This window comes from Streptomyces sp. HUAS ZL42, assembly GCF_040782645.1.
Classification (GTDB): Bacteria; Actinomycetota; Actinomycetes; order Streptomycetales; family Streptomycetaceae; genus Streptomyces.
Map to the genome: position 1 here is coordinate 5,120,146 of NZ_CP160403.1, position 24,522 is coordinate 5,144,667.

Genomic DNA, 24,522 nt, shown 5'->3' on the forward strand with positions numbered 1-24,522 from the left:
GCTACCCCAGCCGGGGGACGGACCCGGCACGGCTCCGGGCAGCTCACCTCTACCGCGACCGCAGTCCCTCCAGCAGGATGTCCAGCAGCCGGGCCGAGGCCGCCGCCTGCTGTGCCGCATCGGGCAGCGAAGGCGCCGCCGTCGCTATCACCAGCAGCACGTCCGACACCGACACATCGGGCCGCAGCTCACCCGCCGCGCGCGCCCGCTCCACGAGCTGGCCCACGACGCCGAGCAGCGCCGCCGCCCCGGCGTCGTCGTCCACACCGGCCGCAGCGCCCTGTTCCGCCACCAGTCGCAGCTCCCCGCCGCCCGGCTGGGTCCGCTGCTGCGGCACCCGCGCCTCGTCGACCAGGGCGCCGTCGGCGCCACCGTCGGGGACTCCGACCTGCAGCACCTGAGGCGGCAGCAGCCGCCCGGCGCCCGAGGCCACCGAGGTGCGCAGGAAGCGCGACAGGGCCGACCACGGCTCGTCCTCCTGGCCGAGCGCGGCACGCGCCTGGTCGGTGAGCCGTGAGGTCTCCTCCTCGGCTATCCGCCGCACCAGCACGTCCTTGCTCGGAAAACGCCTGTACACCGTGCCGACGCCGACCCGCGCGCGCCGCGCCACGTCCTCCATCGGCGCGCCGTAGCCCAGCTCGCCGAAGACCTCGCGCGCCGCACGCAGCACGTGCTCAAGATTGCGCTGTGCGTCCACGCGCAGCGGCGTCGTACGCGCCCCGTCCCCGCGTCCGTTGCCCGCCGCCGCGCTCATCGCTCCGCCCCCGGATGCGAGGGCCGAAGCGGATGACCAATGAGAGTCCTGAATGTGCATAAATGATCCCCCGGTAATGACGTCTCCCCCCGGAGACTCTCCCCGCCATCGAGTGCCGGGGCGTGTGGAACAGGCCCGGGTCCCCGGATCCGACCGTCGCGGACCCTGATGAGCTCTCCCCCTACACCCCGTCGACACACGAACATAGTTGAGAGGCAGTCAATTCAGAAGGGGCAGGTTCCGCACGGAGCGCCCCTCGATCGGACTACGGGTCGTATACGTCCTGAATGCACCCCCTCCCGCACCCCGACACAACCCCCTGACCTGCACACCTGTCCGAACGTCGACGATTCGGCCAACCCTGCGTGCACCGGGCTCACGGTCACACAAATTGTCGAGCCTGTGGACAAAATCAAGCGCTGGGTGCGTCATGGGATGGTGAAGGAACGTGCGCGCATTCTAGTTGTCGGCGGTGGCTACGTCGGGATGTACACGGCGCTGCAGCTTCAGCAGAAGCTGAAACAGGAACTCAGGCGGGGCGAGGCCGAGATCACCGTCGTCACGCCCGATCCGTACATGACGTATCAGCCGTTCCTGCCGGAGGCGGCCGCGGGCGCCATCTCCCCGCGCCATGTCGTCGTACCGCTGCGCCGCGTCCTGCCCCATTGCCGGATCCTCATCGGCGAGGCCACGGCCATCGACCACGCCAAGCGCACCGCGACCCTCACCACCCTCGCCACCGAGGAGGAGGGCACGGGCGCCGAGCAGCTGACGTACGACGAGCTGGTCCTCGCACCCGGCTCGATCTCGCGCACACTGCCCATCCCCGGCCTGGCCGCGCACGGCATCGGTTTCAAGACGGTCGAGGAGGCCATCGGCCTGCGCAACCACGTCATCGAGCAGATGGACATCGCCTCCTCCACCCGCGACCCCGCGATCCGCGACGCGGCCCTGACCTTCGTCTTCGTCGGCGGCGGATTCGCCGGCGTGGAGGCGCTCGGCGAACTCGAGGACATGGCCCGCTACACCGCGCGCTACTACCACAACATCAAGCCCGAGGACATGAAGTGGATCCTCGTCGAGGCCTCGGACCGCATCCTGCCCGAGGTCGGCGAGGAGATGGGCCGCTACACGGTCACCGAACTGCGCCGCCGCAACATCGACGTACGCCTGAAGACCCGCCTCGAGTCCTGCGCGGACCGCGTCGCCGTCCTCAGCGACGGAGCCCGCTTCCCGACCCGTACCGTCGTGTGGACGGCGGGCGTGAAACCCCACCCGATCCTCGCCGCCACCGATCTGCCCCTCAACGAGCGTGGTCGGCTGAAGTGCACCGCCGAGCTGACCATCGAGGGCACCACGCACGCGTGGGCGGCCGGCGACGCCGCCGCCGTGCCCGACGTGACCGCCGGGGAACCCGGCGCGCAGACCGCCCCCAACGCCCAGCACGCGGTCCGCCAGGCCAAGCTCCTCGGCGACAACATCGCCCACTCCCTGCGCGGCGAGCCCCTCGAGACGTACGCCCACAAATACGTCGGCTCGGTGGCCTCCCTGGGCCTGCACAAGGGTGTCGCCCACATCTACGGGCGCAAGCTGAAGGGCTACCCGGCCTGGTTCATGCACCGCACCTACCACCTCAGCCGGGTGCCGACCTTCAACCGCAAGGCGCGCGTGCTCGCCGAATGGACCCTGGCGGGACTCTTCAAGAGGGAGATCGTCTCGCTCGGTTCGCTCGAACATCCCCGGGCGGAGTTCGAACTGGCTGCCGGTGGAAAGCCTTCAGACGACCCGAAGGGGTCGTCCTGACCGGACCGAGGAACTCCACAGGCCGGACCGGCGTCTGACGAATGTCGGCCGCACGGCCACCCTGCCAGACTGATCCCCGTGCCCGGGCGGGCCGCCCGCCCACCACGCGAACCCACGAGGCTGTTCCCTAGTGCTGCATTTCCCGGGTGCTGCAACAATGTGCGGCCACCGGAGCCCTGGCCGGGTCCGGAGCCGGCCGACGACGACTACACGAGGCAAGGATTCGTGAACTTCACGCGCTGGAGCGCCCGGCTCCCCGGAACGCAGCGCCGCACCGCTGCGCGGACCGAGCACACGGCCTCCCCGGACCGGCGGGGCGATGGCTCCGTGCCCGCGGCCCGCGCCGAACAACTGACCGACGACGCACCTCCCGTGCGTGCCGTCGACGACCTGCCGGTCCGCGAGGTCCTCGACCGCGTCCCCGCCCTGGTCGCGCTCGTCCACGGCCCCGACCACCGCCTCGCCCACGTCAACGACGCCTACGTCTCGGCCTTCGGCGTACGCCCGCCCGGCGCACCGGCCGGCGAAGCCCTCCCGGAATTCAGGGAACTGGGCCTGCTCCCGCTCCTGGACCAGGTCCTGCGCAGCAAGAAGCCCCGCACACTCAAGTCCCGCAAGGCCCCCGACGGCCGCTCCTACACCTTCACCTGCACCCCGGTCGCGCAGGACGGCGACGGCGGAGTCCTGATCTTCGCCACCGACGTCACCGACCACGCCGAAGCCGCCGAACGCCTCAGGGCCAGCGAACGCCGCCAGCGCGAAACAGCCGTGACACTGCAGAGGTCACTGCTCCCCCAGGAACTCGAAGAACCCGACGACCTCCGCATCGCCGCCACCTACCAGCCCGGTGGCACCGAATCCGCGGTGGGCGGCGACTGGTACGACGTGATCACCCTCGGCGGCGGCCGTACGGCGCTGGTGATCGGCGACGTCATGGGCAGGGGCGTGCGGGCAGCCGCGGTCATGGGCCAACTCCGTACGGCGGTCCGCGCGTACGCCCGCCTCGACCTCCCGCCGCACGAGGTGCTGCAACTCCTCGACGGGCTGGCCACGGAGATCGACGCCAACCAGATCGCCACCTGCGTGTACGCCGTCCACGACCCGAACGAGGGCCGGCTGGTGTACGCCTCCGCTGGCCACCTTCCCATCCTGGTCCGCGACGAAAGCGGCGCGGTGCTGCGCGCGGACGAACCGACGGGCCCGCCCCTGGGCACGGGCGGCTGGATGCACGCGTCGGGCTCCGTCCCTCTGGGCCCCGGCTCGACGGCGGTCCTCTACACGGACGGCCTGGTGGAACGGCGCGACGAGGATCTGGACGAGGGCATCGAGGCGCTGCAACGAGCCCTGGCCGGCGCCACCGGCACCCCCCAGGTCATCTGCGACCGCCTGGTCCGCTCGGCCGGCGTGACGGCGGACCACGACGACGACGTGGCCGTCCTCGTCCTCCAGCAACCGGCCCGCACGGGCCCGGACGGCGAGCTCTTCCGCAACGCGGCGCTGGAGCTGCTGGGCGGCGTGGAGGCGGCCCCACGCGCGCGTGCGTTCGCCTCCGGCGTGCTGACGAGTTGGCGGTTCCCTCCCGACCTGCACGACCTGGGCGTGCTGGCGGCCAGCGAACTCGTCGCCAACTCCCTCCAACACGGCACCCCACCCATGCGGTTGCGCCTGCGCCGCACCGACCGCCGCCTGATCATCGAGGTCACCGACGGCGACGACCACCTGCCACGCAGACGACGCGCTGAGCCGGCGGACGAGTCCGGACGCGGAATCGCCATCGTCGCGACGATCGCCTCCAACTGGGGGTGCAGGAGGACACCGGGGGGCGGGAAGGCGGTGTGGTGCGAGTTCGTGCTGCCGGGGGGTTCCGGCTGACGGCCTTCACCGGGCACCGCTGTGGGGACGAAAACCCTCAGGCGTTGGCCCGAGCATGCCCAGCCGCAGCCGCACCCCGCTGCACCACCACCCGGCTCCTCCCCAGCCACGGCCGATCCTGCACTGAGGTGAGCTGCCTCCCCAACCGCACCGCCAGAACCGAAATCCCCAGCGAGAACAGCAAGAACGTGACGACATACGGCGCATGCAGTGACGCGCCCATGGGCCCACCCACCGCCGGCCCCACAGCCAACGCCAACTGCTTCACCAGCGCGAACGCGGAGTTGTACTGCCCGGCCATCCCAGCAGGAGCAAGATCCGCCACCAACGGCGCCACCGTCGGCGACAACATCGCCTCACCCAGCCCGAACAGCGCATACGTCGACACGAAGGCCGCCGTCGCCATCTCCTGGCTCCCGTGCCCCAGCCCCGCATATCCCGCCGCGACCCACGCCACGGCCCAGATCAGCCCCACGGAAGCGATCACCCGCGACCGCCTCTGCCGCTCCACGAACCTCAGCACCGCGAACTGCGCGACCACGATCACCGCAGTGTTCGCAGCCAGCGCCGTCCCGAGCGCGGACGTGGAGATCCCGGCAGCCTCCACACCGTACGCACTCAGCCCGGACTCGAACTGCCCGTAGCAGGCGAAGAACAACACGAACCCCAGCACACACAACTGCACCATGGCCCGGTTCCGGAGCAACTGCTTCCAGCTCCCCTTCGCCGCCCCCGAGCCCGACCCCGCGGCCTCGATCCGAGGCGAACGCGGCACCCGCACGGTCGCCATGACCACGACGAGCAGCAGGAACATCGCCGCCTCGATCGAGAACAGCAGAGTGAAGGAGGAGACGCGAGCCGTGTCGACGACATGACCACCGATGAGGCCACCGACGCCGAGCCCGAGGTTCTGCAGGAAGAACTGCGTCGCGAACGCCCGCGAGCGCGTCTCCGCGGACGAGCAGTCCACGATCATCGTCGCGAGCGCCGGCTGCATCACGGCCTGCCCCGCTCCGAGCGCGGCCGCCGCCGGCAGCACGCCGATCGCACTGGTGGCGAGCCCCAAGCTCAGCGCACCCAGCGCGGCGGTGACCAGAGCGGCGAGCAGCACCGGCAGCGGGCCGCGCCGCACGATCGCCCTGCCGGCGAACGGCAGCACGATCAGCGCGGCCACGGCGAAGACGGCGAGCAGCAGCCCCGCCGTCGTGGCCCCCAGCCCCCGCACCTGCGCCACATAGACGTACAGGTAGGGGACGGTGAAGCCGAGCCCGAACGCGCTGAGTGCATTGCCCACGTGGATCCGGCGCATCGCTGCGCCCATCGCCCTGGTCACGTTCACCTCTCTCGAGTAGTCGTTAGTTCTGAAGACTTCAATACTAAATTTCGAAGCTAAACAGTACACCTCGAAGGACTTCGACGCCAAGCGGCCCCATGCGATACTGCGACCATGGGCGACAACCCCGGCAGCATCAGCACCGAGCCGACACTCGACGAGCAGATCGCCGCCTATCAACGCGAGTTCCGGGACCTCGACCCCCAGGTCGAGAAGATCGTCTCGGCACTGTCCCGTCTGAACCGCCGTATGAACGTCGCCTACGGACGCCAGACCGCGGCTCTCGGGATCAGCAACGCCGAGTGGGAGGTCCTCAAGGCGCTCGTCCTCTCCGGCGCCCCCTACCGCATGGGTCCCAGTGACCTCGCCAAGCGCCTCGGCCTGACGCCGGCCGCGATGACCCACCGGATCGACCGCATGGTCGCCGAGGGTCTGGTGACCCGAGAGCGCGACGAGGCCAACCGCGTACGGGTGATCGTCGAGCTCACGCCCGAAGGCCGGACGAAGTGGCTGGAGGCGATGCGCCTCGCGTCGGTATTCGAGGAAGATCTGCTCCAGGACCTGTCGCCCGAGGAACGCACGACCCTGGGCGAGGTCCTGACCAGGCTCCTGCGCCGGGTGGAGCACGCCCAGCCGGACTCGGGCGGACGCCTCAGCGACCTCGACTGAGCCGAAGTAAAAGATCTTGACGAGCGGCGGTTGACAGCCCTCTGCCGGATCCGTAAAGTTCTTCGGGTTGTCGCGGAGCCGTAACGGTTCTCCGGCAGCACTCCCGCCGCACAAGCGGCACTCAAACCACCAGCACGATCACCTCCAACGGGGTTGAATTCGGCATGCCCGAAATTCAATTCGAATGGGGGCTCGACGGCCCGATTGGGAATCGCCGAGAGAATCCGCTAAGGTTTGGGACGTCGGAACGGCCCAACGGCCGTGAAGGCAAACCCCGCTGACTGGGGATCAGGTCGGAAAAGGATCTGATAGAGTCGGAAACGCAAGACCGAAGGGAAGCGCCCGGAGGAAAGCCCGAGAGGGTGAGTACGAAGGAAGCGTCCGTTCCTTGAGAACTCAACAGCGTGCCAAAAATCAACGCCAGATATGTTGATACCCCGTCTCCGGCCGTCATTGGCTGGGGCGAGGTTCCTTTGAAATAACACAGCGAGGACGCTGTGTGCGAGGGGACTATTCCTCCTCTCGCACCGCTCTCGTGGTGTCATCCCGATTACGGGAGAACATTCACGGAGAGTTTGATCCTGGCTCAGGACGAACGCTGGCGGCGTGCTTAACACATGCAAGTCGAACGATGAAGCCCTTCGGGGTGGATTAGTGGCGAACGGGTGAGTAACACGTGGGCAATCTGCCCTGCACTCTGGGACAAGCCCTGGAAACGGGGTCTAATACCGGATATCACTTCCACGGGCATCTGTGGGGGTCGAAAGCTCCGGCGGTGCAGGATGAGCCCGCGGCCTATCAGCTTGTTGGTGAGGTAACGGCTCACCAAGGCGACGACGGGTAGCCGGCCTGAGAGGGCGACCGGCCACACTGGGACTGAGACACGGCCCAGACTCCTACGGGAGGCAGCAGTGGGGAATATTGCACAATGGGCGCAAGCCTGATGCAGCGACGCCGCGTGAGGGATGACGGCCTTCGGGTTGTAAACCTCTTTCAGCAGGGAAGAAGCGCAAGTGACGGTACCTGCAGAAGAAGCGCCGGCTAACTACGTGCCAGCAGCCGCGGTAATACGTAGGGCGCAAGCGTTGTCCGGAATTATTGGGCGTAAAGAGCTCGTAGGCGGCTTGTCACGTCGGGTGTGAAAGCCCGGGGCTTAACCCCGGGTCTGCATTCGATACGGGCTAGCTAGAGTGTGGTAGGGGAGATCGGAATTCCTGGTGTAGCGGTGAAATGCGCAGATATCAGGAGGAACACCGGTGGCGAAGGCGGATCTCTGGGCCATTACTGACGCTGAGGAGCGAAAGCGTGGGGAGCGAACAGGATTAGATACCCTGGTAGTCCACGCCGTAAACGGTGGGAACTAGGTGTTGGCGACATTCCACGTCGTCGGTGCCGCAGCTAACGCATTAAGTTCCCCGCCTGGGGAGTACGGCCGCAAGGCTAAAACTCAAAGGAATTGACGGGGGCCCGCACAAGCAGCGGAGCATGTGGCTTAATTCGACGCAACGCGAAGAACCTTACCAAGGCTTGACATACGCCGGAAAACCGTGGAGACACGGTCCCCCTTGTGGTCGGTGTACAGGTGGTGCATGGCTGTCGTCAGCTCGTGTCGTGAGATGTTGGGTTAAGTCCCGCAACGAGCGCAACCCTTGTCCTGTGTTGCCAGCATGCCCTTCGGGGTGATGGGGACTCACAGGAGACCGCCGGGGTCAACTCGGAGGAAGGTGGGGACGACGTCAAGTCATCATGCCCCTTATGTCTTGGGCTGCACACGTGCTACAATGGCAGGTACAATGAGCTGCGATACCGTGAGGTGGAGCGAATCTCAAAAAGCCTGTCTCAGTTCGGATTGGGGTCTGCAACTCGACCCCATGAAGTCGGAGTTGCTAGTAATCGCAGATCAGCATTGCTGCGGTGAATACGTTCCCGGGCCTTGTACACACCGCCCGTCACGTCACGAAAGTCGGTAACACCCGAAGCCGGTGGCCCAACCCCTTGTGGGAGGGAGCTGTCGAAGGTGGGACTGGCGATTGGGACGAAGTCGTAACAAGGTAGCCGTACCGGAAGGTGCGGCTGGATCACCTCCTTTCTAAGGAGCATCTAGCTGCCGCAAGGCAGCCAGAGCCACTACGCCGGCGCGTGTCCGGCGGTGGTCAGCTCATGGGTGGAACGTTGATTATTCGGCGCTCTTGGTCATCTCTTCATTCCCAGTACTGCTTCGGCGTGGAACGGAACGAGGAGGGGCGAGGGTGTCGGGCACGCTGTTGGGTGTCTGAGGGAATGAACCCTCGACGTTGCCGGGGTCCGAGTGGTTGGCGGACGACTGGTCGTTGTTTGAGAACTGCACAGTGGACGCGAGCATCTGTGGCCAAGTTTTTAAGGGCGCACGGTGGATGCCTTGGCACCAGGAACCGATGAAGGACGTGGGAGGCCACGATAGTCCCCGGGGAGTCGTCAACCAGGCTTTGATCCGGGGGTTTCCGAATGGGGAAACCCGGCAGTCGTCATGGGCTGTCACCCGCTGCTGAACACATAGGCAGTGTGGAGGGAACGCGGGGAAGTGAAACATCTCAGTACCCGCAGGAAGAGAAAACAACCGTGATTCCGGGAGTAGTGGCGAGCGAAACCGGATGAGGCTAAACCTACGACGTGTGAGACCCGGCAGGGGTTGCGTCGTGGGGGTTGTGGGATCTCTTTTCCACGGTCTGCCGGCCGTGGGGCGAGTGAGAAACCGTTGATGTAGGCGAAGGACATGCGAAAGGTCCGGCGTAGAGGGTAAGACCCCCGTAGTCGAAACGTCAGCGGCTCGTTTGAGAGACACCCAAGTAGCACGGGGCCCGAGAAATCCCGTGTGAATCTGGCGGGACCACCCGCTAAGCCTAAATATTCCCTGGTGACCGATAGCGGATAGTACCGTGAGGGAATGGTGAAAAGTACCCCGGGAGGGGAGTGAAATAGTACCTGAAACCGTGTGCCTACAAGCCGTGGGAGCGTCGGACGAGGACTTGTCCTTGTCTCGTGACTGCGTGCCTTTTGAAGAATGAGCCTGCGAGTTTGCGGTGTGTTGCGAGGTTAACCCGGGTGGGGTAGCCGTAGCGAAAGCGAGTCCGAAGAGGGCGGTGGAGTAGCACGCTCAAGACCCGAAGCGGAGTGATCTAGCCATGGGCAGGTTGAAGCGGAGGTAAGACTTCGTGGAGGACCGAACCCACCAGGGTTGAAAACCTGGGGGATGACCTGTGGTTAGGGGTGAAAGGCCAATCAAACTCCGTGATAGCTGGTTCTCCCCGAAATGCATTTAGGTGCAGCGTCGTGTGTTTCTTGCCGGAGGTAGAGCACTGGATAGGCGATGGGCCCTACCGGGTTACTGACCTTAGCCAAACTCCGAATGCCGGTAAGTGAGAGCGCGGCAGTGAGACTGTGGGGGATAAGCTCCATGGTCGAGAGGGAAACAGCCCAGAGCATCGACTAAGGCCCCTAAGCGTACGCTAAGTGGGAAAGGATGTGGAGTCGCAGAGACAACCAGGAGGTTGGCTTAGAAGCAGCCACCCTTGAAAGAGTGCGTAATAGCTCACTGGTCTAGTGATTCCGCGCCGACAATGTAGCGGGGCTCAAGCGTACCGCCGAAGTCGTGTCATTGCGATATTGACCCCCAACGGGGATCGTGATGGGTAGGGGAGCGTCGTCTGCCGGGTGAAGCAGCACCGGAAGGTAGTTGTGGACGGTTGACGAGTGAGAATGCAGGCATGAGTAGCGATTCACACGTGGGAAACGTGTGCGCCGATTGACTAAGGGTTCCTGGGTCAAGCTGATCTGCCCAGGGTAAGTCGGGACCTAAGGCGAGGCCGACAGGCGTAGTCGATGGATAACCGGTTGATATTCCGGTACCCGCTGTGAAGCGTCAAACATCGAACCTTCTGATGCTAAGGCCGTGAAGCCGCCCCGGAGCCTTCGGGCAAGGGGGAGTGGTGGAGCCGCCGGACCAAGGTGGTAGTAGGTGAGTGATGGGGTGACGCAGGAAGGTAGTCCATCCCGGGCGGTGGTTGTCCCGGGGTAAGGGTGTAGCCCGAGTGGTAGGCAAATCCGCCACTCATGCAGGGTGAGACCTGATGCCGAGCCGATTGTGGTGAAGTGGATGATCCTATGCTGTCGAGAAAAGCCTCTAGCGAGTTTCATGGCGGCCCGTACCCTAAACCGACTCAGGTGGTCAGGTAGAGAATACCGAGGCGTTCGGGTGAACTATGGTTAAGGAACTCGGCAAAATGCCCCCGTAACTTCGGGAGAAGGGGGGCCACACCTGGTGAAGGGTCTTGCACTCTGAGCTGGGGGTGGCCGCAGAGACCAGCGAGAAGCGACTGTTTACTAAAAACACAGGTCCGTGCGAAGCCGTAAGGCGATGTATACGGACTGACGCCTGCCCGGTGCTGGAACGTTAAGGGGACCGGTTAGCTCACTTTCGGGTGGGCGAAGCTGAGAACTTAAGCGCCAGTAAACGGCGGTGGTAACTATAACCATCCTAAGGTAGCGAAATTCCTTGTCGGGTAAGTTCCGACCTGCACGAATGGCGTAACGACTTCTCGACTGTCTCAACCATAGGCCCGGTGAAATTGCACTACGAGTAAAGATGCTCGTTTCGCGCAGCAGGACGGAAAGACCCCGGGACCTTTACTACAGTTTGATATTGGTGTTCGGTTCGGCTTGTGTAGGATAGCTGGGAGACTGTGAAAGCCATACGCCAGTATGGTGGGAGTCGTCGTTGAAATACCAGTCTGGTCGTGCTGGATGTCTAACCTGGGTCCGTGATCCGGATCAGGGACAGTGTCTGATGGGTAGTTTAACTGGGGCGGTTGCCTCCTAAAGGGTAACGGAGGCGCCCAAAGGTTCCCTCAGCCTGGTTGGCAATCAGGTGTTGAGTGTAAGTGCACAAGGGAGCTTGACTGTGAGACCGACGGGTCGAGCAGGGACGAAAGTCGGGACTAGTGATCCGGCGGTGGCTTGTGGAAGCGCCGTCGCTCAACGGATAAAAGGTACCCCGGGGATAACAGGCTGATCTTCCCCAAGAGTCCATATCGACGGGATGGTTTGGCACCTCGATGTCGGCTCGTCGCATCCTGGGGCTGGAGTCGGTCCCAAGGGTTGGGCTGTTCGCCCATTAAAGCGGTACGCGAGCTGGGTTTAGAACGTCGTGAGACAGTTCGGTCCCTATCCGCTGTGCGCGTAGGAGTCTTGAGAAGGGCTGTCCCTAGTACGAGAGGACCGGGACGGACGAACCTCTGGTGTGCCAGTTGTTCTGCCAAGGGCATGGCTGGTTGGCTACGTTCGGGAGGGATAACCGCTGAAAGCATCTAAGCGGGAAGCCTGCTTCGAGATGAGGACTCCCACCCACTTGATGGGGTAAGGCTCCCAGTAGACGACTGGGTTGATAGGCCGGATATGGAAGCACGGTAACGTGTGGAGTTGACCGGTACTAATAGGCCGAGGGCTTGTCCTCAGTTGCTCGCGTCCACTGTGTTAGTTCTGAGGCAACGACCCCGTATGTGTGTGTACGGTCCGGTCGAACTTCATAGTGTTTCGGTGGTCATAGCGTGAGGGAAACGCCCGGTTACATTCCGAACCCGGAAGCTAAGCCTTACAGCGCCGATGGTACTGCAGGGGGGACCCTGTGGGAGAGTAGGACACCGCCGAACAATTCTTGGGAAAACCCCCGTACCAGAAATTGGTACGGGGGTTTTCTGCGTTCCGCTACGGTGGCCGATATGAACTACAGGGTTCGTTCCGTACGCGCCGACGAGTGGCTCGCGGCGAAGGAGCTGCGGCTTGCCTCCCTGCAGGATCCCGTGGCGCATCTTGCCTTTCTGGAGACCTACGCGGAGGCCCTGACCCACCCGGACTCCTTCTGGAAGGAGCGGACCGCCGGCGGTGCCGAGGGTGCGCTCGGTGCGCAGCAGTTCATCGCCGAGGGGCCCGACGGGGACTGGGTGGGGACCCTTACCGTGCTGATCGAGGAGCCCGGGGCCATCGACTGGGCCGGGTTCCCGGTCGAGCGGAAGCAGGGACATGTGGTCGGGGTGTTCGTGCGTCCCGAGGACCGCGGGATCGGTCTCACCGAGGTGCTGTTCGACGCCGGTCTGGAGTGGGCGTGGGGGCGCGGTGTCGAGCGGGTGCGACTCATCGTGCACGAGGACAACGGGCGGGCTCAGGCCTTCTACCGCAGGGCAGGGTTCGCGTTCAGTGGGCGGACCGTGCCGCTTGCGCAGCGCCCCGGAGAGGTGGAGCTGGAGTTCGTCCTGGAGCGCGACTGACCGGTTACACCGGCAGTTCGTCATGCGGCCAGCGGGCGCGGCCCTGTTCCCGTGAGCGGAGCAGGGCCAGGGTCGGCAGGCCCCGGTCCGCTCCGGTGGCCAGCAGCTCCGGGAGCTGGGGAAGCGGAGCCACGGCGGCGATGTCGTCCAGCACGAGGGTCAGTGGTGGGTCGAGCCGACCGGAGGATGACCGTTCGGCCATGCGCCGGCCGCGCTCGACCACGCTGGATACGAGGGCCGTCAGGAGTGGCATGGCCCCCGGGTTTGTCCTGGGATCCTCGATGGATTGACCCACCACATAAAGCGTGCCCCCTTCGTGGACGAAGGAATCCAAGGCGAGGGCATCACTTCGGTTTGGAGTGCATGCTTCGCGGATGTTGACGGTGAAGAGGGCGGACAGGGCACGGGTCGTCAGCTCCTGGGCCATGTCCTTGCGCTCGGGGTGCGCGGTGAGGGCTCCTTCCAGTTCGCCCGCGGATCCCGGTGCCGCCTTCGGGTTCGTACGGAGGATGCGCACGGCGTCCTGGATCTGGGTGCCCTGGGACCAGCGGTGGACGTGGCGGATGGTGCGGCCGTCGATGGCGGCGGCGTGGAGGTAGCTGCGGAGGAGCGTTTCCGCGGTGTCGCTGAGAGCTTGGTCCAGCCGGGAGCTTGGCTTGACGGGGGTCAGGAGGGCGACCGCTCTCTGTGTTGCTGTCTGCTTGTCCTCGCAGCCTGTGGTGGGGGACCAGTGCAGGCGGGCCGGGGTGTCGCAGAGGTGGGTGGGGTCGTAGAGGAGGGCCGGGCCGAGTTTGGCTCTGGCGTCCTTTGTGTCCTGCCAGAGGGATTGGTTCGAGGTGACTACGAGGGTGGGGCCTTCGGCGTCGCGTACTGCTTGGGTTGCGGTTGCCTGGCGGGCTGCGGGTGGGCCGTAGTGCACCGCGCCTTCGGCGCGGTTCGTTTCCCACCCACCCACCTGTTCACCGCCAACCACAGAAGTAGGCGGCTCAGGCTGGCTCGGCGTTGCGCGGAGTAGTTCCGTCGGCTGCTGTGGGGTGGGGATGTTCATTGTCGGCCCCGGCGAACTCTCCAACGCCGGCGCCTCATCCTGTACCTGCGGCACGTCCGCCGTCGCCGCCGCCGTAGCCCGTTCGATCGACGCCCTCCGTTCCGCTTGCCGCCTCGCGCGTACCGCCTTCCAGCGGGCCAGGGTGCCCATCACGAACACCGTGAGGACGAACAGGACCATCAGCTGGCTGATGAACAGGCCCCAGAACAGCCCGTATCCGGAGAGCTGGTCCGGTGGTGTGTCGGGCCAGGCGCCGGTGATGTCGTGAGGCCTGCTGACGAGGCGGCGCATGGCCATGGGTGTGCGGGTGAAGGTGACACCATGGGGCCAGGAGCCGTGGGAGAACCAGCCGGCCAGGCCCGTTGCCGTCCATACCAGCAGGGTCATGCCGATCAGGAAAGCCAGAATGCCGATCAGCAGGCCGTCGGGAATGCCGCCCTGGCCTTCGCGCCGGTCACGGTCGTCCGGTCTCATGTCTTGCCACCGCCCGTTCACGCCACCGTGGACTCGGAGGAGTCGTCGAGGTCGCCGATGTGCTGTTCCATGAAGGCCGCCGCCCGCTGTTCCGCCTCCAGCTCGGCGGCGCGCAGAGCGTCGTGGGAGGCGAGGTCGCTGGACGACTCTGTCATCGCGCGGTCGGTGAAGACCAGGGGGCGTTCGGTCTCCGTGACCAGGTGTTTGACCACCTGGACGTTGCCGTTGACGTCCCACACCGCGATGCCGGGGCTGAGGGTCGGGATGATTTCCACGGCCCAGCGCGGCAGGCCCAGGACGCGGCCCGTCGCCCTCGCCTCGTCCGCCTTCTGGGCGTAGATCGTCCGCGTCGACGCCATCTTGAGGATGGCAGCGGCTTCCTTCGCCGCCGCGCCGTCGACCACGTCGGACAGGTGGTGCACGACCGCCACGAAGGACAGGCCCAGTCGTCGGCCGAACTTCAGCAGCCGCTGGAACAGCTGGGCCACGAACGGGCTGTTGATGATGTGCCAGGCCTCCTCGACCAGGAAGATGCGCTTCTTCCGGTCGGGGCGGATCCAGGTGTGCTCCAGCCAGACGCCGACGATCGCCATCAGGATCGGCATGGCGATCGAGTTCCGGTCGATGTGGGACAGATCGAACACGATGAGCGGTGCGTCGAGGTCGATGCCGACGGTGGTCGGACCGTCGAACATGCCGCGCAGGTCACCGTCGACCAACCGGTCCAGCACCAGCGCCACGTCCAGGCCCCAGGCACGTACGTCGTCTATGGCGACGTTCATCGCCTCGGCCGACTCCGGCTCGGGGTGCCGTAGCTGCTCCACGATGTCGGTCAGGACGGGCTGGCGTTCGACGATGGTCTCGTTGACGTACGCGTGCGCCACCTTGAGGGCGAAGCCCGAGCGTTCGTCGAGGCCGTGGCCCATCGCGACCTCGATGATCGTCCGGAGCAGCGCCAGCTGGCCCGTGGTGGTGATCGCGGGGTCCAGGGGGTTCAGGCGGATGCCGTGGTCCAGGGCCGCCGTCGGGTCGAGGCGGATGGGTGTTATCCCCAGCTCCTGGGCGATCAGGTTCCATTCGCCGACGCCGTCCTCGCCCTGTGCGTCCAGTACGACGACCTGGCGGTCGCGGAAGCGCAGCTGGCGCAGGACGTACGTCTTCTCCAGGGCCGACTTGCCGTTGCCGGACTCGCCGAGGACCAGCCAGTGCGGGGCGGGGAGTTGCTGGCCGTACAGCTGGAAGGGGTCGTAGATGTAGCCCTTTCCGGAGTAGACCTCGCGGCCGATGATGACGCCGGAGTCGCCGAGGCCGGGGGCGGCGGTCGGCAGGTAGACCGCCTGGGCCTGGCCCGTCGACGTGCGGACCGGGAGCCGGGTCGTCTCGACCTTCCCGAAGAGGAAGGACGTGAAGGCGTCGGTGAGGACGGACAGCGGGTCCCGCATCAGGTCCTACCTCCGAATGCCGGTGGCGAAGGGAAGCGTGTTCACGAAGGCCCGGTGGTGCTCGCGGTCGCACCACTCCAGCTTCAGATACGACTTGCCGGCCGAGGCCCTGATGGTCCGCTTGTCCCGGGCGAGGGCCTCGGGGGAGCGGGAGGAGACGGTGATGTAGCCGACCAGGTTGACGCCGGCGGCGCCGCTGGCGAGGTCCTCGCCGCGCTGGTCGAGTCGGGTGTGGGCGGCCACGTCCCGGGGGTCGACGGTCCGGTTCATCTTGGCGGCGCGGGACGCCTCCGCCTCGTCGTTCGTCTTCTCGGTCAGCATGCGTTCGATGGCGACCTCGGTGGGTTCGAGGTCCATCGTGACGGCGACCGTGCGGATGACGTCCGGGGTGTGGACGAGGAGCGGTGCGAGGAAGTTGACGCCGACCGGCGTCATCGGCCACTCCTTCACCCAGGCGGTGGCGTGGCACCAGGGCGCGCGCGTGGACGACTCGCGGGTCTTCGCCTGGAGGTACGTGGGCTCCATGGCGTCCAGCTCGGCCGGCCAGGCGTTGCGCTTCGTCATCGCCTGGATGTGGTCGATGGGGTGGTCGGGGTCGTACATGGAGTGGATGAGCGAGGCGAGGCGGCCCTGGCCCAGCGGCTGGCGGACGCGGATGTCCGCCTCCTGCAGGCGGGAGCAGATGTCGGTCAGCTCGCGGGCCATGACGACGGCCAGTCCCGCGTCCCGGTCCAGCTTGCGGCCCGACTGGGGCCGCGCGGCACGGGCCATGGCCTGCGCCTCGGCGGCGAGTTCGCGCGTGTAGTGCATGCAGGCGACGAGGTACGCGCGGTGCTGCTCGCTGCTCGTGGACACCATGGACTGCAGCTGGTCGTACGACTGCTGCAGCCACCCGGGGGCCTTCTCGGCGCCGCGCAGCGCGACGTCCTTGGCGTGGGCGTCGGGGTCGGCCGGGAGGGTGCGGGCGAGCATCTGGAGGCGGGTGACGAAGCCGTCGCCGTTCGCCACGTGCTTGAGGAGGGTGCCGAAGCGGTCGACGAGGGCTTCCTGGTCCTCGGAGTCGCGCAGACCGACGCCGGGGCCCTCGATCTCGATCGCGGCCGTGACCGTGCGGCGGTCGGCGTGCAGCAGTACGGCGATCTCGTCGGGGCCGAAGGGGGCGGCCAGCCAGCTGATGCGGCCGATGCCGGGCGGCGGCCCGATCTCCACCTCCCGCCCGTCGAGGCGGGTGCCGGCCTCGATGGCTGCCGAGCGGTAGACGGTGCCCTGTCGCAGGGTCCGCTTGTAGCTGCGGTTGATCTCGAACCACTTGTAGAACGTGCGGTGCTTGTACGGCACGTAGACCGCGGCCAGCGCGAGCAGCGGGAAGCCCGTCAGCAGCACGATGCGCAGGGACAGGACGGGGACGAGGAGCCCGCACATCATGCCGAGGAACGCGCCCGCGATGATCAGGGCGATCTCGCCGGACTCGCGGTTGCGGCCGACGATCGCGTTCGGCCGGGCGCGGCCGATCAGATATGTACGGCGGGGCGTGACCGCATGGGACACGTGGGACTCGGTCGTCAACGCCCTTCACCTCCCGTGCGGTTGGTACTGCTGTTGCGGGTGTTGCTTGCGTGGGGAGTGTTGACGGGGCTGGAGCGGGGCGGAGGCGCCGCGGAGGGGACGGATCCGCCGCCGTTGGAGGTGCGGGTGCCGTGTGCGGCGACGCCGCCGGAGGCCGGGTTGGCCGGGCGGGGGCCGCTGGATGCGGACTGGCCGCCGCCGTTGTTGTCGGCGCGGGAGCTGTGCGTCTTGATGCCCTGTGCGACCAGGGTCGCGGGGGAGCTGATGACGGCCGCGGCCTTGTCCTGTGCGCCCTGCATGATGCGGTTGTTGCGGGAGTGGGCGATCTCGTCGCCGAAGCCGGGGACGAAGCGGTAGATCATCGCGCTGGCGAAGATGGCGAGCAGGATGATCGCGAGGCCGGAGACGACGGCGGAGAAGGCGTTCGGGCCGTCGTCGGCGGAGAGGGCTCCCGCGAGGCCGAGGACGATGACGATCACCGGCTTGACCAGGATGACGGCGATCATGATGCCCGCCCAGCGGCGGACGTGGCCCCACAGGTTCTTGTCGACGAGGCCGGCGTAGACGACCGTGCCGAGGAGCGCGCCCACGTAGAGGAGGGCGGCGCGCAGGACGAGTTCGAGCCAGAGGACTCCGGCCGCGAGGATCGAGACCAGGGAGACGACGATCAGCATGATCGGGCCGCCGCCGATGTTCTCGCCCTTCTTGAGAGCTTCGGAGAACGTGCCGAAGAACGTGTCCGCCTGGTTGCCGGTGGTCTTGGCGAGGATGTCGCTGACGCCGTCCGTGGCCGACACGACCGTGTAGAGGATCAGCGGTGTGAAGGCGGAGGCCAGCACGGTGAGCCACAGGAAGCCGATCGCCTCCGAGATGGCGGTGCTCAGCGGGACGCCGCGGACGGCTCGCTTGGCGACGGCCAGCAGCCACAGGAGGAGCGTGAGGATCGTCGATGCGGCGAAGACCACGGCGTACTGCTGGAGGAACTTGGCGTTGGTGAAGTCGACGTTCGCGGTGTCCTTGACGGCTTCGCTCAGCTTGTCGACGGTCCAGGAGGCGGCTTCGGCGCAGCCCTTGGCGAGGGAGGAGAGGGGGTCGAGGGTGGCGGTGGTGCCGGGGGTGGTGGCGTCGGAGGGGTTGTTGCCCTTCTCGCAGTACTTCTTGGCCTCCCCGACGATGGCGTCGCAGACGTTGTCACTGCCGGTGGGCGATGGGGTGGGGCTGGGCGCTGCGAAGGCGCGGGTGGCCAGCAGCACGGCCGATGTCTGTACGGCGGCGACGACTCCGGCGAGCCTGAGCACGCGGTGGGGGTTACCGGGCATAAGTGAACCCTCCGTACTCCTCGATGGCCTTGCTGATCTCGTCGGAGGTGGCGGCCTGGTCGTCGCCGGGGACCGGGGCGGGGCCGTCCTTCTGTGAGTCGGTGACGATCTTCCAGTCGCCGCCGGACCACGTCAGATCGAAGGTCCAGGTCTTCCAGGACGAGGTCACGGGGTCGGTCGAGCTCTCCCCGGACATGCCGATGAGGCCCATGTACCAGACCGCGACCGTGGCTCTGCCGGCGCTGTATCCCTGGACGGTGGTGCCCACCGGGACCACGCGCGAGACAAACGTGCTGCCCTCGGGCGCCTTGCCGTCGGTGTCGAGGCCGAGCTTGGCGAGGAAGTCGGCCGAATAGGCCTGGTCCATCGCGCTCTGCAGCTTGGCCGCGGCAGCGGATGTGTAGAGGGCGCCCACGATGTCGTGCCGGCTGGCCTTCTGGAACATGCCCGTCGAGCCGAGTGCCACCGAGTAGTTCGCCGCAGCAGACTGCGCACCCTGCTCGGTGCGGGCGTACCCCGTAGGGATCCCCCCCGTCCTCGACTCCACCGGCTTCGTCCCGCTTGCCGCGGTCGTCGCCGTCTTCGGCTTGCTTCCTGTTCCGTCCGCCGTTGACGATGAAGTGGAATCGTCACCTCCACGGTTCGCGAAGGCGATCGCCGCGATGAGGAGGACGACCACGCCGACCACCGTGATCAGGCTGCGTGACGAGGAGCGGCCGCCGCGCCGGGCGCCGCCGTAGGGGTCGCCCTCGGGCAGGCGGGTGCGGGTCTGGCCGCTGCCGCCGTACCGGGTGCCGTGCTCGTCGGCTCGCACGGGATCGCCGTAACCCTGCTCGTCCCCGAGACTCATGCCGCGTACGCCCCCTCGCCGTCGTACGAAAACGCGTAGGAGTACGACGGTAGCCGTGCTGGTTCCCGCGCGGGCGCGGTGTGGTGACTCGACATCAGGGAAACGCAACCTCTGCCGGTGGGCACGACGGGCGGGTGGGGGTGGAGGGGGACCGGGCACGCCCGGAGAGGACGGAGGGGACGGAGGAGACGGGGCGGGCTAGACCGCCATGCCGTACACGATCGTGAACAGCGTGCCCAGGGAGCCGATGATGAAGACTCCGGTGAGGCCGGCGATGATGAGGCCTTTGCCCTGTTCCGCGCTGAAGGTGTCCCGGAGGGCGGTCGCGCCGATGCGTTGCTTCGCCGCGCCCCAGATGGCGATGGCGAGGCAGAGCAGGATGGCCACCGCCATCACGACCTCGATCATCACCTTCGCCTCGTTGCCCAGGCTGCCGAAGGGGCCCCAGTCCGGAGCGATACCGCCGATGATGGTGTTGATGTCTCCCTTGTCGGCCGCAAAGAGCATGTAAGTCACCGCCCCTGGTGGGTAGTTCCGCAGTCCCCTGCGGTGCGCAGAGGTCAGGCCTCATTCTCGCCGACAATGTCGCTGTCGTATGTCGACTTTGGCGCCATTGATGGGCGGGATTCGTACGAATACCTCGGTATGGTCACTCTGTGTATCACGGCAGGTCACGCCGGGCAATGAGGCCGGAGCGGAACCTGTCGTGTGGTTCCGTCGTTGACCCCTTTCACGGCCGGGGGCCGTTTTTGACGGCTGGTCGGGTGAGTGGTCGTCCCGATGTTCTCATGTCGCGCGACGCGAACGGGCCGCGGCTGGATGCCGCGGCCCGTTCGTCCCCTTGCCACGCGTGGCCCCCACGGCCTACGGAGTGGCGTCCTGGTGACGGAAAGTCAGTCGGTGAAGGCGGGCGTTCCCTCTGGGGTGCCCCAGCCGGTGGGGCCGTCGTAGCCGGACTCGGCGGTGCACAGGTAGCCGGCGCCGCAGCTGCCGTTGCTGCCGCTGGTCACGTCGTTGAGGGCGGACGTGCCGGCCGCGTTGTAGATGTACTCGGACGGGTAGTCGCTGCTGCCCGGGGTGCCGGCGAGGGCGTACACGCCCGCGATGATCGGGGCCGAGGCGCTGGTGCCGCCGAAGGTGTACCAGCCGGCGGTGACGCCGTAGGAGTCGTAGACGGAGACGCCGGTCGCCGGGTCGGCCACGGCCGAGGTGTCGGCGATGGTGCGCTCGGAGCAGCCGGTGTCGGTCTGCCAGTTCGGCTTGGCGTCGTAGGCGGAGCAGCCGGAGCCCGTGCCCTCGGTGCTGCTGGTGTTCCACACGGTCTCGGTCCAGCCGCGGGAGTTGGAGGACGTGGAGAGCGCGGTGCCGCCGACGGCCGTCACGTACTTGGAGGCGGCCGGGTACTCGGCGCCGTAGCCCTCGTCGCCGGCGCTGACGGTGATGGCGACGCCGGGGTGGTTGAAGTAGGAGGAGTCGTAGCTGGTGTCCGAGGAGGACTCCGAGCCGCCGTAGCTGTTGGAGACGAACCTGGCGCCGAGGCTGACCGCCTCGTTCACGGCCTTGCCGAGGTTGGCCATGGTGGCGGACTTGGCCTCGACGAGCAGGATGTTGCAGTTCGGGCAGACGGCGCTGGCCATGTCGAGGTCGAGGGACTCCTCCTCGGCCCAGCCGCTGTCGGCGGTGGGCAGGGAGGTGGTGGAGCCGGTCTGGCCGACCTTCTTGAAGCAGCCGTTGGACGTGGTGCAGGAGGGCAGACCGTAGTACGAGCGGTACTTCGCCAGGTCGGCCGCGGCGTTCGGGTCGTCGTAGGCGTCGACGACGGCGATGGTCTCGCCGGCACCGTTGCTCGCCGCGGCGGCGGTCAGGCCGTAGGCGTCCTGGAGGTCGGAGGGGCCGTAGCCGGAGGGTGTGGAGGCGTCGGCGGCCCTGGGCGTGACGCCGTCCGTGGCTGCTTCGTGCTTCTGGAAGGCGGTGAGGCCGCCGGTGACGCGGAGGGAGTTGCAGGCCAGTTCGCCCTGGTGTTTGGGCGTGGCGCAGGGGGTGGCCGCCCAGGTCACCTTGGAAAAGGCGGACTTGGCGGTGGTGGCGGGGGTTCGCTCGCGTGGGCCGCGGTGCCGAGTCCGGCGAGGACGAGCGCGGCGGTGCCGATGAGGGCGGAGCCGATACGGCTGATGCGGTGCCGTCTGCCGGGTGTGGCGGGGGAGTCGGTGGGTGTCGTACGCAACGTACAGCCTCCTGAGAGTGGGGTGGACAGGGGCAGTGCGGGTGGGCGGCCACCGGTACGAGGTCCCCGGCAGCGGGCGGCGGCCCGCTGCCGACTGTCGCTTGTTGAGTACGTGACAACAAGGAGGGTTTCGGAATCCTGACGTCCGCCTTACTGACAGGGGTTGGGGGATTGCGGATCAATGGCGGGGCGATGGCGGGGGCATGGGTGGGGCTTGACCCGGCGCACAGGCGGGTCACAGGCTCCCGGGGAGGGGCGGGCTCAGCGCGGTTTCAGTCCGTGCAGCAAGTGGTGCACGTGCTCGTCCAGGCCGGCGAGGGCCTCCTCCGGGGGGAGGGCGCAGGCGGCGACGAGGGCGGCCAGGCCGTGCAGGCTCGCGGCGGCGACGAGGCTGATGCGCTCGGGATCGCCCGCGGCGATTTCACCCCGCTTCTGGGCGTCGACGATCAGCCGGTGGAAGGACCCCACGGACCGGTCGATTCCGGCCATCAACTGCTCGGAGATGTCGGGGTCGTGCTTGCGGGCGAACATGAGCTCCAGCAGCGCGGGGTTGTCGATCGCGAACCCCAGGTAGGCCCTGGCCAGTCCGGTGAGCCGCCGCTCGAAGGGCAGGCCGGGGTCGTCGGCGGCCTCCAGCGACTGGGCCAGCCGCTCGTATCCGGCGAGCGTGAGGGCGTCGATCAGGGCCTGCTTGTCCTTGAAGTGCCGGCCCGGAGCGGCGTGGCTGACGCCGATGTCACGGGCCAGCTCGCGCAGGGAGAGCGCGGCCGTCCCCTTCTCCCGCAGGGTGCGCTCCGCGCTCGCGAGGAGGGCGGAGCGCAGGTCTCCGTGGTGATAGGGGCGGCTGGCGTGCATGTGCGCCATCGTATCCCGATGTAGGCGCCGTCATCATTGTTGGCATTGACAGCATTGTTGTCGGTGCCTACATTGGGGGCATGGCTGATACGAAGAAGAGCAAGACGTGGGACGCGACCCGCCTCCCCGACCTCACCGGCCGCACGGCGGTCGTCACCGGCGCCAACAGCGGCATCGGCTTCCGGGCGGCGGAGGCGCTGGCCGGTGCGGGGGCGCACGTGGTGTTCGCCGTACGAGACCTGGAGCGGGGCCGAGCGGCGGCGGCGAGGGTCGACGGCAGCACGGAGGTACGGCGCCTGGACCTCGCGGACCTGTCGTCGGTGCGGGAGTTCGCGCAGGGCTGGGAGGGGCCGCTGAGCCTGCTGATCAACAACGCGGGCGTGATGATGCTCCCGCGGCAGCGGACGCGGGACGGCTTCGAGATGCAGTTCGGCACGAACCATCTGGGCCACTTCGCCCTGACGAACCTGCTCCTGCCGTACGTGACCGACCGAGTGGTCACGCTCTCCTCGAGCGCCCACCGCTGGGGCGACAAGAAGATCCACTTCGACGACCTGAACCTGGCGGCCGACTACGACCCGGTCCGCGCATACGCCCAGTCCAAGCTGGCGAACCTCCTGTTCACCCTGGAACTCCAGCGGCGCCTGACGGAGTCGGGTTCCCCGGTCCGTGCACTGGCGGCCCACCCCGGGTGGTCGGCCACCAACCTCCAGAGCCACACGGCGAACCCGGTGAGCCGCGCCTTCATGACGCTCGGCAACAGGGTCATCGCGCAGGACGACAGGGCGGGTGCGCTGCCGACGCTGTTCGCGGCGACGCAGGACCTTCCGGGCGCGAGCTACGTCGGCCCCGACGGGCTGGCGGAGATGCGGGGCGCTCCGACGCTGGTGGGGCGGTCGGTCGCGGCCAGCGACACGGTGACGGCGCGGCGGTTGTGGAAGGCGTCGGAGGAACTGACGGGGGTGAGTTTCCCGCTGGGTGTGGGGGCGGCGCCGGTGGCGTGACGCGGGGCGATTGTGGGGCGCGCTTGACGGTTCTCTCACCTTCGTCCGTCACAGTGGGCTCCGATGAAGCGCACCTCCTTCCCCCTGCGCCCCCGTAGACACGCGCTGCTCGGTGCGGTCGTGCTGCTGGCCGTCACGTCCGCCTCCGCGGCCGCCGCCGACGACGGGCCCGGTCCCCTCGGGGTGACCGTCGTGGCCGCGGCGGGCGCGCAGTCCGCCCGGGTCGGGGCACTGTTCACCGCGGACCGGGCCGGCAGGCTCGCCGGCGGGCACTACTGCACCGCCTCCGTCGTGCACAGTCCCCATCACAACCTCATCGTCACCGCCGCGCACTGCCTCGCCGCGAGCCAGGGGAGCGACCTCCTCTTCGTGCCGGGGTACCGGGACGGAAAGGCGCCCCACGGGGTGTGGAAGGTCCGGCGCCGGTTTCTGCCCGACGGGTGGGCCCGGGGGCAGGACGAGGACAGCGACGTCGCCTTCGCGGTCGTCGCCGAGCAGGGTGGCGACGGACCCGAGGATGCCGTCGGCGCCTTTCGTCTCGTCGACGGCATGGCCACCGGAGCCACCGCAGTGACCGTCACCGGCTACCCCGACGCCCGTGACGTGCCCATCCGCTGCACCAACAAGCCCGTCGCCCACAGCCGTACGCAGCAGCGCATCGCGTGTCCCGACTTCACCGGCGGGACGAGCGGGAGCCCCTGGGTCAACGGGGACGGGGACATCGTGGGCGTGCTCGGCGGGCACGAGCAGGGCGGGGCCACCGCCGACATCTCGTACAGCGTGGTACTGGGGACCGAGGCCGCCGAGTTGTACCGGGACGCGGCTGCTGATCCCTAGTCGGCCGCCCCCTGTTCCCTGGCTCGACGCCCCGGTCCGGATCTGATGCCTCGTTTGGCGTGTAATCCCCTTGCGGGCCGCCCCGGTTGCCCTGGCCTGGTTCCGAGGCGGAAAACAGGTCGCCACGTGCGGTTTCCTCTTCCGCGTGATCGCCCCGGAGCGCGGGGGCCGCC

Annotated in this window: 15 protein-coding genes, 3 rRNA genes and 1 pseudogene; 9 read left to right on the plus strand and 10 right to left on the minus strand. The window is 67.3% G+C overall.

The window, feature by feature from the left end; all coding sequences use genetic code 11:
- Positions 1 to 49 precede the first annotated feature (49 nt).
- Complete coding sequence (locus tag ABZO29_RS23560; protein ID WP_367322159.1) at positions 50 to 814, minus strand: TetR/AcrR family transcriptional regulator; 765 nt, start codon at positions 812 to 814, stop codon at positions 50 to 52.
- Positions 815 to 1,189: 375 nt separating this feature from the next.
- On the opposite strand from ABZO29_RS23560, the gene ABZO29_RS23565 reads away from it, so the two are divergent.
- Positions 1,190 to 2,557, plus strand: a complete 1,368-nt coding sequence (locus ABZO29_RS23565) for an NAD(P)/FAD-dependent oxidoreductase (protein ID WP_367326212.1) — start codon at positions 1,190 to 1,192, stop codon at positions 2,555 to 2,557.
- Positions 2,558 to 2,782: 225 nt separating this feature from the next.
- Positions 2,783 to 4,429 (plus strand): SpoIIE family protein phosphatase, encoded by a 1,647-nt coding sequence (locus ABZO29_RS23570; RefSeq protein ID WP_367322160.1) that lies wholly within the window; start codon positions 2,783 to 2,785, stop codon positions 4,427 to 4,429.
- Between the two features lie 37 nt (positions 4,430 to 4,466).
- Here the strand turns inward: ABZO29_RS23570 and ABZO29_RS23575 are convergent, their stop codons facing one another.
- On the minus strand, positions 4,467 to 5,750 hold the full coding sequence (locus ABZO29_RS23575) for an MFS transporter (protein ID WP_367326213.1): 1,284 nt from the start codon (positions 5,748 to 5,750) through the stop codon (positions 4,467 to 4,469).
- A gap of 126 nt (positions 5,751 to 5,876) precedes the next feature.
- On the opposite strand from ABZO29_RS23575, the gene ABZO29_RS23580 reads away from it, so the two are divergent.
- The 5 genes from ABZO29_RS23580 to ABZO29_RS23600 all read left to right on the plus strand — a co-directional run bounded on the left by ABZO29_RS23580 (position 5,877) and on the right by ABZO29_RS23600 (position 12,730).
- Positions 5,877 to 6,431: a MarR family winged helix-turn-helix transcriptional regulator gene (locus tag ABZO29_RS23580; RefSeq protein WP_367322161.1), complete on the plus strand. Its 555-nt coding sequence runs from the start codon at positions 5,877 to 5,879 to the stop codon at positions 6,429 to 6,431.
- 563 nt (positions 6,432 to 6,994) lie between these two features.
- A 16S ribosomal RNA gene (locus ABZO29_RS23585) occupies positions 6,995 to 8,520 on the plus strand.
- Positions 8,521 to 8,797: 277 nt separating this feature from the next.
- A 23S ribosomal RNA gene (locus ABZO29_RS23590) occupies positions 8,798 to 11,919 on the plus strand.
- A gap of 79 nt (positions 11,920 to 11,998) precedes the next feature.
- Positions 11,999 to 12,115: ribosomal RNA gene (gene rrf / locus ABZO29_RS23595) — 5S ribosomal RNA — on the plus strand.
- Together the 16S, 23S and 5S rRNA genes form the textbook arrangement of a ribosomal RNA operon.
- Positions 12,116 to 12,184: 69 nt before the next feature.
- Complete coding sequence (locus tag ABZO29_RS23600) at positions 12,185 to 12,730, plus strand: GNAT family N-acetyltransferase (protein WP_367322162.1); 546 nt, start codon at positions 12,185 to 12,187, stop codon at positions 12,728 to 12,730.
- Positions 12,731 to 12,734: 4 nt separating this feature from the next.
- Here the strand turns inward: ABZO29_RS23600 and ABZO29_RS23605 are convergent, their stop codons facing one another.
- The 8 genes and pseudogenes from ABZO29_RS23605 to ABZO29_RS23640 form a co-directional block, all read right to left on the minus strand.
- On the minus strand, positions 12,735 to 14,252 hold the full coding sequence (locus tag ABZO29_RS23605; RefSeq protein ID WP_367322163.1) for a type IV secretory system conjugative DNA transfer family protein: 1,518 nt from the start codon (positions 14,250 to 14,252) through the stop codon (positions 12,735 to 12,737).
- Positions 14,253 to 14,269: 17 nt separating this feature from the next.
- Entirely contained in the window at positions 14,270 to 15,694 is a 1,425-nt protein-coding gene (locus ABZO29_RS23610; RefSeq protein WP_367322164.1) for an ATP-binding protein, read from the minus strand.
- Positions 15,695 to 15,700: 6 nt separating this feature from the next.
- Complete coding sequence (locus ABZO29_RS23615) at positions 15,701 to 17,260, minus strand: SCO6880 family protein (protein WP_367322165.1); 1,560 nt, start codon at positions 17,258 to 17,260, stop codon at positions 15,701 to 15,703.
- Positions 17,257 to 18,579: a hypothetical protein gene (locus ABZO29_RS23620; RefSeq protein ID WP_367322166.1), complete on the minus strand. Its 1,323-nt coding sequence runs from the start codon at positions 18,577 to 18,579 to the stop codon at positions 17,257 to 17,259. Before ABZO29_RS23620 ends, ABZO29_RS23615 begins: the two co-directional genes overlap by 4 nt.
- Complete coding sequence (locus ABZO29_RS23625) at positions 18,569 to 19,429, minus strand: hypothetical protein (protein ID WP_367322167.1); 861 nt, start codon at positions 19,427 to 19,429, stop codon at positions 18,569 to 18,571. The genes ABZO29_RS23620 and ABZO29_RS23625 overlap by 11 nt, the downstream gene beginning before the upstream one ends.
- A gap of 198 nt (positions 19,430 to 19,627) precedes the next feature.
- Positions 19,628 to 19,936, minus strand: coding sequence for a hypothetical protein (locus ABZO29_RS23630; protein WP_266399602.1), 309 nt, complete (start codon positions 19,934 to 19,936; stop codon positions 19,628 to 19,630).
- 386 nt (positions 19,937 to 20,322) lie between these two features.
- Positions 20,323 to 21,653: pseudogene (locus ABZO29_RS23635) on the minus strand (peptidase S8).
- 261 nt (positions 21,654 to 21,914) lie between these two features.
- Positions 21,915 to 22,517: a TetR/AcrR family transcriptional regulator gene (locus ABZO29_RS23640; protein WP_367322168.1), complete on the minus strand. Its 603-nt coding sequence runs from the start codon at positions 22,515 to 22,517 to the stop codon at positions 21,915 to 21,917.
- 71 nt (positions 22,518 to 22,588) lie between these two features.
- On the opposite strand from ABZO29_RS23640, the gene ABZO29_RS23645 reads away from it, so the two are divergent.
- Both ABZO29_RS23645 and ABZO29_RS23650 read left to right on the plus strand, forming a co-directional pair.
- Positions 22,589 to 23,512, plus strand: coding sequence for an oxidoreductase (locus ABZO29_RS23645; RefSeq protein ID WP_367322169.1), 924 nt, complete (start codon positions 22,589 to 22,591; stop codon positions 23,510 to 23,512).
- Between the two features lie 63 nt (positions 23,513 to 23,575).
- On the plus strand, positions 23,576 to 24,349 hold the full coding sequence (locus ABZO29_RS23650) for a serine protease (RefSeq protein WP_367322170.1): 774 nt from the start codon (positions 23,576 to 23,578) through the stop codon (positions 24,347 to 24,349).
- The last annotated feature ends 173 nt before the right edge of the window (positions 24,350 to 24,522 follow it).

Coding starts and splice junctions, on each gene's coding strand:
- ABZO29_RS23560 (WP_367322159.1), bottom strand. CDS start 814: ATGCACATTCAGGACTCTCATTGGTCATCCGCTTCGGCCCTCGCATCC.
- ABZO29_RS23565 (WP_367326212.1), top strand. CDS start 1,190: ATGGTGAAGGAACGTGCGCGCATTCTAGTTGTCGGCGGTGGCTACGTC.
- ABZO29_RS23575 (WP_367326213.1), bottom strand. CDS start 5,750: ATGGGCGCAGCGATGCGCCGGATCCACGTGGGCAATGCACTCAGCGCG.
- ABZO29_RS23580 (WP_367322161.1), top strand. CDS start 5,877: ATGGGCGACAACCCCGGCAGCATCAGCACCGAGCCGACACTCGACGAG.
- ABZO29_RS23600 (WP_367322162.1), top strand. CDS start 12,185: ATGAACTACAGGGTTCGTTCCGTACGCGCCGACGAGTGGCTCGCGGCG.
- ABZO29_RS23605 (WP_367322163.1), bottom strand. CDS start 14,252: ATGAGACCGGACGACCGTGACCGGCGCGAAGGCCAGGGCGGCATTCCC.
- ABZO29_RS23610 (WP_367322164.1), bottom strand. CDS start 15,694: ATGCGGGACCCGCTGTCCGTCCTCACCGACGCCTTCACGTCCTTCCTC.
- ABZO29_RS23620 (WP_367322166.1), bottom strand. CDS start 18,579: ATGCCCGGTAACCCCCACCGCGTGCTCAGGCTCGCCGGAGTCGTCGCC.
- ABZO29_RS23625 (WP_367322167.1), bottom strand. CDS start 19,429: ATGAGTCTCGGGGACGAGCAGGGTTACGGCGATCCCGTGCGAGCCGAC.
- ABZO29_RS23630 (WP_266399602.1), bottom strand. CDS start 19,936: ATGCTCTTTGCGGCCGACAAGGGAGACATCAACACCATCATCGGCGGT.
- ABZO29_RS23640 (WP_367322168.1), bottom strand. CDS start 22,517: ATGGCGCACATGCACGCCAGCCGCCCCTATCACCACGGAGACCTGCGC.
- ABZO29_RS23645 (WP_367322169.1), top strand. CDS start 22,589: ATGGCTGATACGAAGAAGAGCAAGACGTGGGACGCGACCCGCCTCCCC.
- ABZO29_RS23650 (WP_367322170.1), top strand. CDS start 23,576: ATGAAGCGCACCTCCTTCCCCCTGCGCCCCCGTAGACACGCGCTGCTC.